This window comes from Selenomonas sp. oral taxon 920, from assembly GCF_001717585.1.
GTDB lineage: Bacteria > Bacillota > Negativicutes > Selenomonadales > Selenomonadaceae > Centipeda.
Genome location: NZ_CP017042.1, coordinates 812,778 through 827,772, shown reverse-complemented (window position 1 = coordinate 827,772; position 14,995 = coordinate 812,778). Strand labels below are relative to the sequence as shown.

Below are 14,995 nucleotides of genomic sequence, written 5' to 3'. Positions count from 1 at the left end.
ACTATGCCCCCAGTATTGCGTCCGTCATGCGGCACATGCGCGCAATCGGCTTCACATCATGCACGCGCACAATGGCGGCGCCACGCTCGATACCGAGAACGCACGCCGCCCCCGTCGCCTCCATGCGCTCTTCCACGGGAAGCCCCAGTGCTGCTCCGATAAAGCTCTTGCGGCTCGCCCCGAGAAGAACAGGATACTCCACGCCGTCATACGAGACGAGTTCATCCATGCGCCGCAGGACATGCATATTCTGCTCCGCCGTCTTGCCGAAACCAATGCCGGGGTCGAGGATAATTTTCTCACGCGAAAGCCCTGCCGCATCGGCAAGCGCAAAGGAGCGTTCAAAGAACACACGCATCTTCCCGAGGATATCCTCTTGATATTCCGTTCCATTTTGGTTATGCATAACGACAACAGGTACATTCGCCTCCGCAGCGACGCGTGCCATTGCGCCCGTCTCCTCTGCGTATTGGAGCCCCCAGATATCATTCAGCATATGCGCGCCTGCAGAGAGCGCTGCGCGTGCCGTCTCCGCCTTGAACGTATCCACGGAAACAGGTACGGGACACTCCGCCAGCACGGTTTCGAGGAACGGCATAAGACGCTCCATCTCCTCCGCCGCGCCCATCGGCACAAAGCCGGGGCGGCTCGACTCCGCACCGAGGTCGATGATATCCGCTCCGTCTTGTACCATCTCCTCCATATGGCGGAGTGCCGTGTCGCGCGTATTCCATTTCCCGCCGTCCGAGAACGAGTCCGGCGTCACGTTCAGAATCCCCATGACAAGCGTCCGTCCGCCAAGCGTCAGCTCCTTCCCGTCACGGAAGCGGTATATTCTCTCCACTGCCCCATTCTCCTAACATCTGCCATGCCTGTAATTCCATCGTTTTATCTGCGCAGAAAATGCCCCGGCACGCGGAGGTGGTCGTCCGCGTGCCGTGTGCACGTGCACCGCGCATTGTCATGCAGAGCTGCCGCGCATCGACAATGACGAGTACCCCTTCCGCTCCGAGCCCATGCTCGATCTCACGCGCGATGTCCGCCGTCAGCCGCTCCTGCAGTTGAGGGCGGCGCGCCACGCGTTCGACGAGCCGCGTGAATACGCCAAAGCCCGCCACGCGTCCTGCGTGTGGGCGATAGACAATATGTGCCGTTCCAAAGAATGGGAGCAGATGGTGTTCACAAATAGAGTGAAATGAAATGGCGCGCACGGCAATGAGCCCATCTGTCTCCTCCGTCAGCACATCCGACCAGAGATCCCGCGTATCCGTGTGCAGCCCCGCAAAGAGTTCCGCATAGAGAGCTGCTGCGCGCGCAGGGGTTTCCTCCATCCCCTGTGCCGCGAGATCAACACCGACCGCTGTGAGAAAATCACGCATGGCACGCTCCGCACGCGGCAAATCGACCGCCGTGCGTTCTTCTCCCATTTCCATCACCTCATTCCATTTTCTTTGTCCACGCGGCAATCTCCGCAATCATGCGCGGCGATGTCCTGCAGCAGCCGCCGATGAGGCGTGCCCCTGCCGCATACCAGCGCTGCGCCGTCGTGCCGAAATCCTCCGCCGTACCATGCCACGATTGATCCGACGTATCGTAGTGCTCGCCGGAGTTCGGATAGACGAGGATGGGCTTCGCCGTCTCATGCCGAATCGCGCAGATCAGTTCCTCGACATACTGAGGCGCCGTACAGTTCAGCCCGATTGCTGCTGCCTCCGGCACGCCGTCTAGAAACCGCGCACATTCAGCAATCTCTGTACCTTCGCTGATGTACGCTCCATCACGGCACGAGAACGAAAACCATGCGGGAATGTCAACTCTCTTTTCCCGCAGAGCACGCACGATTGCACGTGCCTCCACCAAACATGGCAGGGTCTCACAGGCAAGGATATCCGGCTGCACCGCCGCGAGCAGCGCCAGTCGCTCCGCATGAAATGTCGTAAGTGCATCCTCATCGATATCATAGTCGCCGCGATACTCCGAGCCGTCCGCAAGATATGCCCCGTAAGGACCAACCGATGCCGCGACCAGAGGAACAGCGCCATCTGCGCCACGTTCCGCCAAATAAAGATCCCGTGCCTCCTGCGCCAGATGCACGGACTTCGTTATCAGCGCAGCCGCCTCCTCTTCGGAGAAGCCCCGCTTCATGAAACCTGCAACCGTCGCCTGATAGCTTGCGCTCGTCACGACATCCGCACCCGCGCGCAGATAGTCGAGATGTACCGAACGTACAAGGTCGGGACGCTCAAAGATCGCCTTTGCCGACCAGAGCGCATCGTTCACAGAAAATCCGCGCGCCTCGAGCTCCGTCGCAAGTGCACCGTCGAGCACGATCACATTCTGCCGCGCAAGGCGCTCCTCAATCCGATTCATTCCTCTTCACCGACACCGTACCGCAATGGAAAACGCTCCCCCATCGTGAAGGGCAGTCCCACACAAGAGGAGAGCGTCCTATGAACTCATTTCAATAGGCCGTGTGCGCGCAGAGCCGCGTCGAGCTGTGCCGCGTGCGCGGGTTCCATCTCCGAGAGCGGCATGCGCAGCGGTCCCGCATCGTAGCCAAGGCGGCGCATTGCCGTCTTGACAGGGATGGGGTTGACCTCGCAGAAGAGCGCGTCGATGAGATCGGCATATGCAATCTGGAGGCGTGCCGCCTCCGCAACGTTCCCGTCGAAATAGTTCTGACAGATGTCGTGCGTCACCTTTGGAGCAACATTCGAAAGCACGGAGATGACGCCTGCACCGCCGAGCGAGAGGATGGGCACAATCTGATCGTCGTTGCCGGAGTAGACCGCGAGCTCATCACCGACCGCCGCGCGCAGACGCAGGATCGCCGATAGATCGCCGCTCGCTTCCTTCACCGCGACAATGCGTGGGTGCTTGGAAAGCGCGGCATAAGTCTCTGTCTTGATGCTCACGCCCGTGCGTGAGGGCACCGTATAGAGGATCGCGGGGATATTCACGCTGTCTGCGATCTTTGTATAGTGGGCAATGAGTCCGTTCTGCGTACACTTATTGTAGTACGGGGTCACAAGCAGAAGCGCATCCGCACCAACCTGCTCCGCGTACTTCGAAAGCTCGATCGCATAGGAGGTCTCATTCGAGCCCGTGCCTGCCACAACAGGAATGCGCCCCGCCACCTTCTCCACCGCAAACCGAATCGCCTCGCGATGCTCCGCGTCCGTCATCGTCGCAGACTCACCTGTCGTACCCGTGATGATGATCGCATCCGTGCCGCCTGCGATCTGATCCTCGATAATGCGCCCGAGTTCGGGATAGTTCACGCCCGTCTCCGTAAACGGCGTAATGATGGCAACGCCGGCACCACGGAAAATTGTCTTTTTCATGGCAGGTTCCCCCTTCAATTTATCTTCTGCTATTATCCCACGCACGACATGAAAAGTCAAAAATTTTATAGAATATTCACGTCCGCAGCGCAGGACGAATATCATCGAAGAGCGCAGCATTCGCGCGGATCTTCTCCTCACCGCCGAGCACGCAGCGGACATTTTCACGCATCGCCGCCTCAACGAGCGGCGCAAGTGCACGCACATCCTCCTGCCGTGCCGTGAGAATCTCCTCACGTGCACGCTGGCGATCCTCCCATGTGATGCCGCGCAGATGGAACGTCGCCGCAATATCGCCCTTCATCTGCGGCGTAAGCGGCGCATCCACGCTGCTCATCGTCCCGATGATGAACTTGTCCATCTCGCGGTCGGACACATTGAACGAACGTACATAGTCCGCCGTCTCATCGAGCACGTCGAACGTCTCTGCGAGGTTCGGGTCGCGATAAGAGGAAAAGATCATGAAGCCGTTGCGGTTGAACTGCGTCATCGCACCGTACGCTCCCCCCTGCACACGAATCCGCGTCCAGAAGTAATCATAGCGCAGCAGCGTCTCAAGCACGCGCAGAACCCCCGTATATTCGTACCCCAGCTTGATAAAGTTTGCGCCCTTCGCCACATACTGCACACGGCTCTGTGTCATCAGCCCCTCGTTTTTCGGCGCAATCTCCCACGTATACGGCGCTGCGGGGAATACCTCGGACGACAGTTTCTCTTGGAACGACACCAGCCCTGCCGCAATCTCCGCGTAGTCCGCCGCAGGTGCGGTAACGCTCACCATCAGATCGTTTGCATTGAAAATCTGCGGCAGAATCCGTGCGAATGCCGCCTGCATCTCTGTATGACGCGCCGTGAAATCATCCTTGAACGTGCGGAGGAAGTCGTGGAACGGCAGCCCGCCCACTTCGGCATAGCAACCCGAGGGCATGAGATCGGCGGCGATGCGCGACGCAACAACCTGATTTGCCGCACGCTGCAGTGACAGCTCCATGCCCGTCTTTTCCTCGTCGATCAGTTCCCGCACACGCTTTCCGCCCGAAAAATCACTCTCCGTCATGATCTCCGCGAGGAGCTCAAAGAGACGCGGCAGATTCTCACGCAGCACCTTCGCACGCAGCTTGAAGCGCGGCGCGAGCGAGTCCGGTTCACCCGCACGCGTATAGGCAACGATGTCCGCGCCGAAGCCGCCCGTGTAGAGACTGCGCAGCATCGCGAGCTCCGCATAGCTGTGCCGCGCGGTATCGACCGCACCGAACATCTCGGCGAGAAGATACGCATAGGGCAGATCCTCCTGCGCGACCGCCGCCATCGGAAAGTAGAAATTCAGATAGACAATGCCGTTCGTCTCAATGTCAGAATAAAGGATCTGCGAACCTTCGAGATCGCGAATTTCGAGCGGCAGATGCTCCGCCTCGGCGCGGATGTCGGAGCGTGTGAGGATTGGAATCGACGCGAGTGCCTCCTCCGAATCCGCCTCCTCCTGCGCCGCCTTGAGTGCCGCGCAGGAATCCATCACCTTCGCAATCTCATCGGTGCTCATCGCCGCCTTTTTCTCAGCGAGGATCGCCGCCTGTGCCGCCTCACGCTCCTGCCCGAGTGTACGGCTTGGCACGAGCGTCACGAAAGCCTCATGCGGATTCTCGATGAAGGATTCCCGAATCACCTGCTCGAAGTAGCCCTTTTCCAGACCATCCTTCAGCTCCGCAAGCACATCCTCATAGCGCAGATAATCGGCAGGTGCGCCATCGTAGAGCCACGTCTTCATCATGCGGATACCGTAGATCAGCCCCTTCGGCGAGGAGCCAAAGTCCGACTCGCGCAGGCGGAACTCAAGCGTATTGAGCGATGCCTGCACGAGCGTGTGATCGAGCTGACCATCTGCAAGTTTCCGCAGGGTCTCATTGACGATGCGGACGAACTCATCCGCACGTGACGTCTCCGACTTGCTTACAATGATGCTGAAGAGCGGCTGCAGGATATCACTCTCGTAGTTCGAGTCCACGTCACGCCCAAGTCCCGCATCGATGAGGGCCTGCCGCAGCGGTGCTCCCTGCATCCTCAGCAGCGCATGATCGAGGATCTGAAGTGCCATCACACGTTTGCGGTCAGACGTATCGCCGATCACCCAGTTCAGAGAGAGGAAGCTGTTCTCCTCGAGCGGCTCCTCCGCCCCAATGGGATAGAAATGCGTCTTTTCGATGCGTCCTGCGAACGCCTGTTGACGGTCGATGCGCGAGGGCACTGGAATCCGCTCGAAATGCGAGAGGTAAGCACGGTCAAGGTAGGCGAGCTTCTCCTCGATGTCCATATCCCCGTAGAGATAAATATAGCTGTTCGAGGGATGATAATAACGTGCATGGAAATCGAGAAACATCTCCTGCGTGAGCGTGGGGATCGCCTCGGGATCGCCGCCCGACTCACAGCCGTACGTCGTATCGGGATAGAGTGCTGCCATGATGCGGCTGCCGAGCAGATCGTCGGGCGCGGAGAGTGCCCCCTTCATCTCATTGTAGACCACGCCGCTGTAACGCAGAGGAGCATCGACATCCTCGAGTTCGTAGTGCCAGCCCTCCTGCATGAGCACCTGCGGATTCGTGCGCATCGCGGGGTAGAACACCGCATCGAGATAGACATCCATGAGGTTCTGGAAGTCTCGTGCGTTGCGGCTCGCGACGGGATACATCGTCTTGTCGGGGAACGTCATCGCGTTGAGAAACGTATTGAGCGAGCCCTTCACGAGCTCGACGAACGGCTCCTTCAGCGGATATTTGCGCGAGCCGCAGAGTACGGAATGCTCTACGATGTGCGCTACACCCGTATCATCGACGGGCGGCGTGCGGAAGCTGATCGAAAAAACCTTGTTGTCATCCTCGGTTTCGAGAAAAAAAAGCCGTGCGCCCGTCTTCTCGTGGACAAACGTATGCCCCCGCCCATCCGCTTCCGCAATCTCCTCCGAGCAAATCAGGCGAAAGCCGTGGATGATGTCATCTATCTTCATGTAAATTATCCTCCTTTGTCATTCCTGCCATTATAGCACAGAGAAGCATTTTCGCAAAATAAAAGGACTGCCGACAAAACAGCAGTCCGAACATATTTGCTCTTGTAAGTGGGGCGATGTCCCTAAGCGAACCCTAGTGAAGCAAGTGAGTAAAGCGGGCGACTCGCCCCCTGCGGATTTCTTTCGTTCAAGCGAAGCGCGTTTAAGAAGTCCGCAGGTATTTAGGCGAACGAGCACGCGATCACTTGCGTAACTAAGCGTTCGCGAGGGACACGGCCCCGAACTATTCACACCGGCGGAAATGCTTTTGCGGGGTACATTTCGCGCGATGCCGCATCATAGCGTCCGATGCCAAGAAAAACGCCCTCGGCATACACACGGTAGCAGCCCTCGGCAAGCTCCATGCGCCGCTCCGATGTCGAGAGTCCGCTGTAGAATGCCTTTACGCGCTGCGGATCGAGTTCATACACAGGAAGATTGAGGGCAGTGTCAGGGGCGCACAGAGCCGCCTCTCCCGCCTCTGCAAGTTCCTCGAGCGTATACGAATCCGCGAGATGAAAACCGCCGACGCGCGTGCGCAGGAGGAAGCGCATGGTCGCGGGCAGTCTGAGTGAGGCACCGATATCTGTGCAGAGCGAGCGGATATAGGTCCCCTTCGCACAGTCCACATCGACGAGGATACGCCGACGCGCAGAATCAACGTGCACGAGCTCCAGCCGATAAATCGTGACCGTGCGTATCGGAATCTCCACATTTTCCCCCTGCCGCGCGAGATCGTAGGCACGCTGACCGCCAACCTTGACCGCAGAGTAGGCGGGCGGTATCTGCTTGATCTCTCCGACAAACCGCCCGAGCTCACTCCGGATCTCCTCCTCTGAGGGAAGCACGGGATACGGAACGCTCTCGATCACATCGCCGTACACATCCCCTGTATCGGTTGTATAACCGAACGCGATCTCCGTACGGTAGGACTTGTCCGCATCCTCCATATACTCCACGAGACGCGCGGCGCGTCCGAGCGCAACGGGCAGGATGCCCGCCGCAGCAGGGTCGAGTGTCCCCGCATGCCCCACGCGTTTCCGCTTAAAAATACGCCGCACAATGTCAACGACATCGTGCGACGAAAGCCCCGTGGGCTTCAGTACATTGATAAAGCCGTCCACGTCTTAACGGTTCAGCTCCTCCCCAATCGCCGCGAGAATAGTTTTCTTCGCCTCGTCAAAGGAGCCGTGCAGAGTACAGCCCGCCGCACGGATATGCCCGCCGCCGCCGAAGCCCTGCGCAATGCGCGAGACGTTCGTGCCCTTCGAGCGCATGCTGACGCGGTAAGCATCCTTTTCAAGCCACTTCATGAAGAAGACGACCTGCGTCCCCTCGATTACGCGAAGGGCATCGAGCAGCCCCTCTGTCGTCGTGACTTCCTTCGCCTTTTCCTCGTCGATAAAGACCGCCGCCACCCTGCCGTCATAGAACATCTCGAGGTTCTTGATGGCGCGTACCTGCGCCATGACTTCATCGTAGGATTTCAGCTCCATCGCCACCGCGATGATATTCGGTTTTACCCCGATTTCAATGAGGTCTGCCGCCGCACGCATCGTATGCGGCGTGGTGTTTGAGAAGCGGAAGAAGCCCGTGTCCGTTGCCATCCCCGTGTAGAGGCAGGTCGCGGCATCGAGCGAGAAGCTGCCGCCCATCAGGTGTACGAGGTCGTGCATGATCTCACAGGTTGCGGCGTAGTCCGGATTCAGATAGAGATACTCCGCCGCCTCATCGTTCGTCACATGATGATCGATGTTGAGCACGCGCACGGCATCGACGGCATCGAGCACCGCACCTGTACGCTTCAGCTCCACATCGCAGACGATCAGGAGATCGGCAGTATAGAGCATCCCCTCAGCAGGACGCTCAATCTGCTCCACCCCCGGCAGAATGCGAAAGGTGCGGGGAATCTCATCATCAATCAGGACACGCGCATCCTTGCCCTGCTCTCTCAGATAGTGCATCAGCCCGAGCGTCGATCCGATGCTGTCCCCATCGGGACGGATGTGCGAGGTGAGGATAACGGTCTGCGCGTCGGCGACCATCTGCGCCGCCTGTTCGAGTGCGATCTTCATACCGTCTCCTCCTTTTCCCCCGCAGGTTTATCCTCGTGAATCTCATTCAGCAGACGCTGGATGTGATCGCTGTAGTTCAGCGAGGTATCAAGTGCAAAGCTGATCTCGGGCGTAAAGCGCAGACGAATGCGCCTGCCGACCTCGCGGCGCACAAAGCCGAGCGAACTGTTGAGCCCGTACAGCGTATCGCGGGCCTTCTTCTCATCCCCCATAACGCTGACATAGATCTTCGCCTCACGCAGATCCTCCGTACATGCGACAGAGGTCACGGTCACAAATCCAATGCGGGGATCTTTGAGTTCATTGAAGATGATGTCACTGACTTCCTGCTTCATTAGTTCCTGTAGTTTTTCAACGCGAACCTTTGCCAAGGTGCGCCTCCTCTCTCTATACAAATTGGCACAGTCCTCTGCCCCAACGGGCAAAGGACTGCACCGATTCAAAATTTCTTATTCGGCATTTTCTTCCGCTGCTGCGGCAGCAGCAGCCTGTGCCTCGCGCTTCTCCTCTGCCGCCTTGTTCGCCTCTGCGATGGAGGTCTCGATCTCCTCCATCGTATACGCCTCGATGATGTCACCCTCCGCAAAATCACGGAAGTCGACAATGGAGATGCCGCATTCGTAGCCGGCAGCGACTTCCTTCACCTCATCCTTGAAGCGGCGCAGGGAGTCAATCTCCCCGTCGAAGAGTTCGATGTTGTCGCGCAGGATGCGGATCTTCGAGTTGTTGTGGATCTTTCCTTCGAGCACATACGAGCCTGCAACGAGTGCCTTAGAGAAGCGCATGACCTGCCGGATCTCGACGCGTCCCTGAACGACCTCCTTGTACTTTGGCTTCAGCATGCCGCTCATCGCGTCCTTCACATCGTTCAGCGCATCGTAGATGACACGGTAGGTACGGATGTCCACATCCTCCGTGTCAGCGAGACGCCGCGCATTTGCATCCGGGCGAACGTTGAAGGCAATGACGATTGCCTTCGATGCCGTTGCGAGCATGATATCCGACTCGCTGACCGCACCGACGCCTGAGTGTACAATGTTCACGCGCACTTCGTCGTTCTTGTTGAGTCCGAGAAGTGCAGAATTCAGTGCCTCAACAGAACCCTGCACATCCGCCTTGACGACAATGTTGAGATCCTTAATATCGCCCTGCTGGATCTGCTGGAAGAGCGCATCCAGCGAAACGCTCTTCGACTTGATGAGGTCACGCCGCTGGTTGCCGAGACGCGCCTCAGCAATCGAGCGTGCCTGCTTCTCGTCGACGGCGGCGAGGATGTCACCCGCCGACGGTACATCGTTGAGACCGAGGATCTCAACCGGCATGGAGGGACCTGCCTTCTTCACGTTGTCTCCGCGGTCATTGATCATCGCGCGCACATGACCGTATGCCGTACCGACGACGATGGAGTCACCGATGCGCAGCGTACCGCTCTGGACGAGCACGGTAGCGACGGAGCCGCGTCCCTTGTCGAGCTTTGCCTCGATGATGACACCGCGTGCCTCGCGGTTCGGGTTTGCCTTCAGCTCCTCGACCTCGGCGACGAGCAGGATGTTCTCAAGCAGGTCGTCGATACCGATGCGCTGTTTTGCCGAGACGGGTACCATAATCGTATCTCCGCCGTATTCCTCGGAGACGAGTCCGTACTCCATAAGCTCCTGCTTAACGCGGTCGGGGTTTGCACCCGGCTTGTCAATCTTGTTGATTGCAATAATGATGGGCACTCCTGCCGACTTAGCGTGGTCGATTGCCTCGACCGTCTGCGGCATAACGCCGTCGTCCGCCGCAACAACGAGGATTGCAACGTCCGTGATCTGCGCACCGCGCGCACGCATCGCCGTGAACGCCTCATGGCCCGGCGTGTCGAGGAAGACGATTTTCTTGCCCTGACACACGACCTGATATGCACCGATGTGCTGCGTAATGCCGCCTGCCTCATGCGTGCTGACGGAAGTGTTGCGGATGGCATCGAGCAGCGAGGTCTTGCCGTGATCGACGTGTCCCATGACGGTGACGACCGGCGGGCGATCCTTGAGTGTCTTCGGGTCGTCCTCGATCTCCGGAATCAGCGTCGGATCGACATCCGGCGGCAGTTCCTCCGTCGTCACGCCGAACTCTGCCGCGACGAGAGAGGCTGTATCGTAGTCGATCTCCTGATTGATGCTCGCCATGACGCCCATCAGCATGAGCTTCTTGATGATGTCCGACGCCGTGTAGCTCATCTTGGACGCGAGATCCTTGACGGCGATCGTCTCCGGCAGCTTGATGTGCTTCGGACGTGCGATCTCTGCCTTCGCAACCGGAGCGGGTGCAGCTGCGCGCCCCTTGCGCCCCTTGCGCGCGCCGCCGCGGCTGCGCTCCGTCTGCCGCAAATCCGTACGCTCCTCGCGGTCACGGCGTGCTCCGCCGCGCGCATTGCGGCTGCGGTCGCTGCCTGCGGCATTATTGTCGCTCCCGCGTCCACCGCCGCGTCTGCGGCTGTCACTGCGAACCTCGGTCTGGGGCGGCGGCGGGATGGATGCTGCAGGTGCGCTTGGGCGAGCACCGCCGCGTCCTCCCGCAGGACGTGCGGATCTCCCGCCTGCACTGCCGGAGGCACTGCCCGCGGAGCGGGGGCGATCCTGAGGCTCCGTCCGCGTCTTAGCGGGTGCCTGACGGACAATTACGATGCCGGGCGCCTTCGTGCGGGCACGCAGCACGGGCTTTTCCTCCGCTGCAGGGACGGCCTTCTCTGCAGCGGTCTGGGAAGGTGCCGACGCTGCTGCAGCTGCCTGTACAGGGCTGTCCTGTGCGGAGCGCTTTTCCTTCTTTGCCGGACGCTCGGCAGCCTTTGGAGCGGGGGCTTTGCTCTGCAGGGATTCCTTGCGTACGGGTTTTGCCGTACGGCCAAGTTCCGCCTTGACCGCAGCGCGCTCTTCTTCACCGACTGCGCTGAACATATTTTTCACTTTGTAGTTCTTGCTCTTTAGGATATCAATAATGGTATCTTTGTCCGTCTTGAATTCCTTTGCCAAATCGGTGATTCTGTATTTCGATTCTGACATCAATCCACCCCCGTCGGTATATCCTGCAAATAGGCGCTGAGCCTATCCGCAAATCCTCTATCTATGAGCACAGCAATCGCACGGTACTCCTTGCCGAGGCAGTGTCCGAGCTGCTGCATGGTCAGTAGTTCCGCCGCCGGCACGTTCAGATGTGCCGCCATGCGGACAAATTTCGTCTTGGTCTCCTCTGAGGCATCCCGCGCAAGCAGGAGGAATGTCCCCTGCCCCCGCTTCAGAGCCTCCTCTGCCGCAAATGCGCCTGAGACAATCCGTCTCCCGCGTGCCGCCATGCTGAGGAGGTTCATGGCGCGCTGCTCGATTGTACCGTTCATCGGCTGCCCTCCTCTTGCTCTCGGAGGACCTCCGTGAGGACGTCGTAAACGGCAGGAGCGACACGCCCCTTGAACGACCATGAAAGGCCGCCCTGCTTGCGCGCCAGCCGGAGGCACTCAGCAGAGGGGCAGAGATACGCACCGCGTCCGGGACTCTTGCCTGTCGGATCGTATATGACTGTCCCGTCGGAGCTGCGTACGATACGCAGAAGCGCGTCCTTTGGATGCAGTTGCCGGCAGCCGACACACAGCCGCTCGGGCTGTTTCGTCTCTGCCATTATGCCTCCCCTGCAAGAGGCTCATCCAGAGTGCTGTCCTCTGCCGCATCCTCTGCCATGAGCTCCTGTGCCTGCGACTCACTCTTGATATCGATCTTCCATCCTGTCAGCTTTGCCGCGAGGCGGGCGTTCTGCCCCTCCTTGCCGATGGCGAGCGAGAGCTGGTAGTCCGGAACGATGACGCGTGATACCTTCTCCGCCTCGTTGACCGCAACGGAGATGACCTTCGCGGGGTTCAGCGAGTTTGCGATGTAGGTCGCGGGATCGTCACTCCATTTCACAATGTCGATCTTCTCTCCCGCTAGCTCATCAACCACCGCCTGTACGCGCATATAATGCGGACCGACACAGGCACCGATGGGATCGACACGCTCCTCCGAGGACGCGACGGCAACCTTTGAGCGGCTGCCCGCCTCACGCGCAATCGACTTGATCTCAACCACGCCCTCCTGGATCTCCGGCACCTGCAGCTCAAAAAGCTTTTTAAGCAGGCCCGGATGGGTGCGCGAGAGGATGATCTGCGGCCCGCGCATCATGTTCTTTACTTCAATGATGTAGGCGCGCAGCGTGTCACCATAGTTGTACTCCTCCGTCGGCATCTGCTCCGTCGCCATGAGCACCGCCTCGGCGCGTCCGATGTCGACGAACACATTGCGCCCCTCGACGCGCTGGACAATCCCCGTCACGATATCCGACGAACGATTCTCGTACTCCTTGTAGACGATTCCGCGCTCCGCCTCACGCAGACGCTGCATAACGACCTGCTTCGCCGTCTGCGCCGCGATGCGCCCAAAGTTCGCGGGCGTCATCTCAATCTCAACCACATCACCGACCGCGTAGTCAGGGCTGATGGCACGTGCCTGTGCGAGGGAGATCTCCTTAATGTCGCTCTTGACCTCCTCGACGACTTCTTTAATGGCAAAGACATGGAACTCTCCGGTCTCACGCGACAGAGAGATACGAACGTTCTGCTCCGAGCTGAAATTGCGCTTGTATGCCGAGATCAGCGCCGCCTCGATCGTCTCAAAGAGCAGTTCCTCATCAATGCCCTTCTCGTACGCAAGCTCCTTCAGTGTCTGAAGGAACTCCTTTCCGCCGTTCTTCTCCTTTGTGATTTTTCTTGCCAAAGCCCAAATCCTCCCTAAAAGTCGATATGCAGCCGTATCTGTGAGACCTGCCCCATAGGGATCTCGATCCCCTCGTCAAGGCGCAGGGTCTTGCCGTCACAGCCTGCAAGTGTGCCCGTCCACTGTTTCTTTCCGTCAAAGGGCGCATAGAGCGCCACATCAATCTGCTTGCCATGCTCACGCTCGAAATCACGCGGCTTTCGCAGCACACGATCAAGTCCCGGCGACGAAACCTCCAAGATATACGCATCGGGAATGAAGTCCTCACGGTCGAGGATCTCCTCCAGGCGTTCGCTGAGGTTCCGACAGTCCTCAATATCAATGCCGCCCTGCTTGTCGATGTAAACGCGCAGATAGTTCTCACGCTCGCGCACGTACTCGACATCAACCAGTTCAAGTTCCGGCTGCTCCGTCAACAGACCGCGTACAATCTCCTCCACGCGCTCCTCGATCTTCGCGCTCATGCTCTCCCTCTTCTCATACGCAATGAAAGAGTGGGCTTCCACCCACTCTTTCCAGATCTTAAATGAATTTATTGAAGTATATCATAGGATGGGACTTTTGTAAAGCCCTTGTATGGATTTTGCTCAGTGCATCATACGGTTCATCCCAGACTGTGAGAAAAGCAGCACGAGCAGAATGCCGATGACCAGGGAGTAGACCCACGCAGGCACCTCGATCGACGTGAGCTTCACCTTTGCACATGCTAGTTCCTTCCATGTCCGGAAGAGCACATCGCCTGTGAACGCACCGCCCTGCGGCAGCAACTGTTCGATCATATACAGAAAAACACTCACCACACACAAATTAAGCGCCCCGGCGAGGAAGAGCAGCCCTCCCCAGTCCAGTGAGATTGCCGAACTTGCCATCGCGCCAAAGATCGTCTTTTTGACCTCCGACAGCAGGCTTTGATACCGAATAAAAGCGATAACGGCAAAGATCAGCAGCGCATGCCCCATTGCAGCTGAAAGAACATAGTTCTTCTTTTTGAGGATGGCATATGCCGAGGCGGCGCCGATAAAAATGATTGCGAGCATCAGCCCCTTGCTGATGTCCATAATGGTCACGTCGAACATACGCCCCAACGAGATCCACGGCATGAATACGGAAAAAATCACCATCGCCGCACCGATATAGGGCGTAGAGGAGAGTTGTTCGCGCAGGCTCTCAAGTTTCTTCCTATTCTCCTGCGCATCCGGAGGCGTCCCAGGCTGCTGCAGTTCTGCAGCAGGATGCATCTCCTGCGCAGGATCTGCTTCAGCAGCCATCCGATCCTCCTGCGGTGCTCCGCAGAGAGAACAGAACTTGGCTCCATCCTCAATGGAGGCGCCGCACTTTTCACATGACTTCATTTCCATATCCCCTTTCTATCTCCCGTACATCTTTCGCATGAGCCACGACATAATACGCCCGCGCCCGATGAGGCTGACAATTGTACCGAGTACGAGCACGGCGATGATGACCATGACGATGGCAGGCAGCGCGACGAAGATAAAGAGAGCAAGAAGTGTTCCCAAAGCAGCTGCCCAGAGGAGACTCGTTAGGAAGGAACGCTGCGTCCCTGTTCCGCCAAGTCGGATGTAGCGTATGGATCCACGCGGCGCGTCTCCGGTATTTCCATGCGAACGCCCACCCCATGTCTGCCCATCGTCCTGCGGCTCAGCACCGTTCTCATCCACCGTCACGCCCTGATAGGCAGCATTTTCTTCACGGCTCATCGTCCGTACACGCGGATCCCGTTCCATAGATCATCAGCCTCCT

At 58.5% G+C, this 14,995-nt stretch carries 15 protein-coding genes; all 15 read right to left on the bottom strand.

Features of this window, described 5'->3' with window-relative positions; genetic code table 11:
* Position 1: 1 nt before the first annotated feature.
* Positions 2 to 844 (bottom strand): dihydropteroate synthase, encoded by an 843-nt coding sequence (gene folP, locus BCS37_RS03835; protein ID WP_069180237.1) that lies wholly within the window; start codon positions 842 to 844, stop codon positions 2 to 4.
* A complete protein-coding gene (gene folE / locus BCS37_RS03830; RefSeq protein ID WP_069180236.1) occupies positions 819 to 1,427 on the bottom strand; it encodes a GTP cyclohydrolase I in 609 nt (202 codons plus the stop codon). Before folE ends, folP begins: the two co-directional genes overlap by 26 nt.
* A gap of 10 nt (positions 1,428 to 1,437) precedes the next feature.
* Positions 1,438 to 2,370: a homocysteine S-methyltransferase gene (gene mmuM / locus BCS37_RS03825; RefSeq protein WP_069180235.1), complete on the bottom strand. Its 933-nt coding sequence runs from the start codon at positions 2,368 to 2,370 to the stop codon at positions 1,438 to 1,440.
* 86 nt (positions 2,371 to 2,456) lie between these two features.
* Positions 2,457 to 3,344 (bottom strand): 4-hydroxy-tetrahydrodipicolinate synthase, encoded by an 888-nt coding sequence (dapA, locus tag BCS37_RS03820; protein WP_069180234.1) that lies wholly within the window; start codon positions 3,342 to 3,344, stop codon positions 2,457 to 2,459.
* A 76-nt stretch (positions 3,345 to 3,420) separates the two neighbouring features.
* Complete coding sequence (locus BCS37_RS03815) at positions 3,421 to 6,342, bottom strand: insulinase family protein (RefSeq protein ID WP_069180233.1); 2,922 nt, start codon at positions 6,340 to 6,342, stop codon at positions 3,421 to 3,423.
* Positions 6,343 to 6,629: 287 nt separating this feature from the next.
* Positions 6,630 to 7,505, bottom strand: coding sequence for a tRNA pseudouridine(55) synthase TruB (gene truB / locus BCS37_RS03810; protein ID WP_069180232.1), 876 nt, complete (start codon positions 7,503 to 7,505; stop codon positions 6,630 to 6,632).
* A 3-nt stretch (positions 7,506 to 7,508) separates the two neighbouring features.
* Complete coding sequence (locus BCS37_RS03805; protein ID WP_069180231.1) at positions 7,509 to 8,456, bottom strand: DHH family phosphoesterase; 948 nt, start codon at positions 8,454 to 8,456, stop codon at positions 7,509 to 7,511.
* Positions 8,453 to 8,827, bottom strand: coding sequence for a 30S ribosome-binding factor RbfA (gene rbfA / locus BCS37_RS03800; RefSeq protein ID WP_069180230.1), 375 nt, complete (start codon positions 8,825 to 8,827; stop codon positions 8,453 to 8,455). Before rbfA ends, BCS37_RS03805 begins: the two co-directional genes overlap by 4 nt.
* Positions 8,828 to 8,905: 78 nt before the next feature.
* Complete coding sequence (gene infB, locus BCS37_RS03795) at positions 8,906 to 11,497, bottom strand: translation initiation factor IF-2 (RefSeq protein ID WP_069180229.1); 2,592 nt, start codon at positions 11,495 to 11,497, stop codon at positions 8,906 to 8,908.
* Positions 11,497 to 11,829 carry a L7Ae/L30e/S12e/Gadd45 family ribosomal protein gene (locus BCS37_RS03790; RefSeq protein WP_069180228.1) on the bottom strand — a complete coding sequence of 111 codons (333 nt, stop codon included), beginning with the start codon at positions 11,827 to 11,829 and terminating at the stop codon, positions 11,497 to 11,499. Before BCS37_RS03790 ends, infB begins: the two co-directional genes overlap by 1 nt.
* Positions 11,826 to 12,107 (bottom strand): RNase P modulator RnpM, encoded by a 282-nt coding sequence (gene rnpM, locus BCS37_RS03785; protein ID WP_069180227.1) that lies wholly within the window; start codon positions 12,105 to 12,107, stop codon positions 11,826 to 11,828. Before rnpM ends, BCS37_RS03790 begins: the two co-directional genes overlap by 4 nt.
* Positions 12,107 to 13,234 carry a transcription termination factor NusA gene (nusA, locus tag BCS37_RS03780; RefSeq protein ID WP_069180226.1) on the bottom strand — a complete coding sequence of 376 codons (1,128 nt, stop codon included), beginning with the start codon at positions 13,232 to 13,234 and terminating at the stop codon, positions 12,107 to 12,109. Before nusA ends, rnpM begins: the two co-directional genes overlap by 1 nt.
* A gap of 14 nt (positions 13,235 to 13,248) precedes the next feature.
* Positions 13,249 to 13,698 (bottom strand): ribosome maturation factor RimP, encoded by a 450-nt coding sequence (gene rimP / locus BCS37_RS03775; protein ID WP_069180225.1) that lies wholly within the window; start codon positions 13,696 to 13,698, stop codon positions 13,249 to 13,251.
* A 123-nt stretch (positions 13,699 to 13,821) separates the two neighbouring features.
* Positions 13,822 to 14,586, bottom strand: coding sequence for a zinc ribbon domain-containing protein (locus BCS37_RS03770; RefSeq protein WP_069180224.1), 765 nt, complete (start codon positions 14,584 to 14,586; stop codon positions 13,822 to 13,824).
* Between the two features lie 15 nt (positions 14,587 to 14,601).
* Entirely contained in the window at positions 14,602 to 14,979 is a 378-nt protein-coding gene (locus BCS37_RS03765; protein WP_069180223.1) for a peptidase M48, read from the bottom strand.
* Positions 14,980 to 14,995 lie beyond the last annotated feature (16 nt).

Coding starts and splice junctions, on each gene's coding strand:
- folE (WP_069180236.1), bottom strand. CDS start 1,427: ATGGGAGAAGAACGCACGGCGGTCGATTTGCCGCGTGCGGAGCGTGCC.
- mmuM (WP_069180235.1), bottom strand. CDS start 2,370: ATGAATCGGATTGAGGAGCGCCTTGCGCGGCAGAATGTGATCGTGCTC.
- dapA (WP_069180234.1), bottom strand. CDS start 3,344: ATGAAAAAGACAATTTTCCGTGGTGCCGGCGTTGCCATCATTACGCCG.
- BCS37_RS03815 (WP_069180233.1), bottom strand. CDS start 6,342: ATGAAGATAGATGACATCATCCACGGCTTTCGCCTGATTTGCTCGGAG.
- BCS37_RS03805 (WP_069180231.1), bottom strand. CDS start 8,456: ATGAAGATCGCACTCGAACAGGCGGCGCAGATGGTCGCCGACGCGCAG.
- infB (WP_069180229.1), bottom strand. CDS start 11,497: ATGTCAGAATCGAAATACAGAATCACCGATTTGGCAAAGGAATTCAAG.
- BCS37_RS03790 (WP_069180228.1), bottom strand. CDS start 11,829: ATGAACGGTACAATCGAGCAGCGCGCCATGAACCTCCTCAGCATGGCG.
- rnpM (WP_069180227.1), bottom strand. CDS start 12,107: ATGGCAGAGACGAAACAGCCCGAGCGGCTGTGTGTCGGCTGCCGGCAA.
- rimP (WP_069180225.1), bottom strand. CDS start 13,698: ATGAGCGCGAAGATCGAGGAGCGCGTGGAGGAGATTGTACGCGGTCTG.
- BCS37_RS03770 (WP_069180224.1), bottom strand. CDS start 14,586: ATGAAGTCATGTGAAAAGTGCGGCGCCTCCATTGAGGATGGAGCCAAG.
- BCS37_RS03765 (WP_069180223.1), bottom strand. CDS start 14,979: ATGGAACGGGATCCGCGTGTACGGACGATGAGCCGTGAAGAAAATGCT.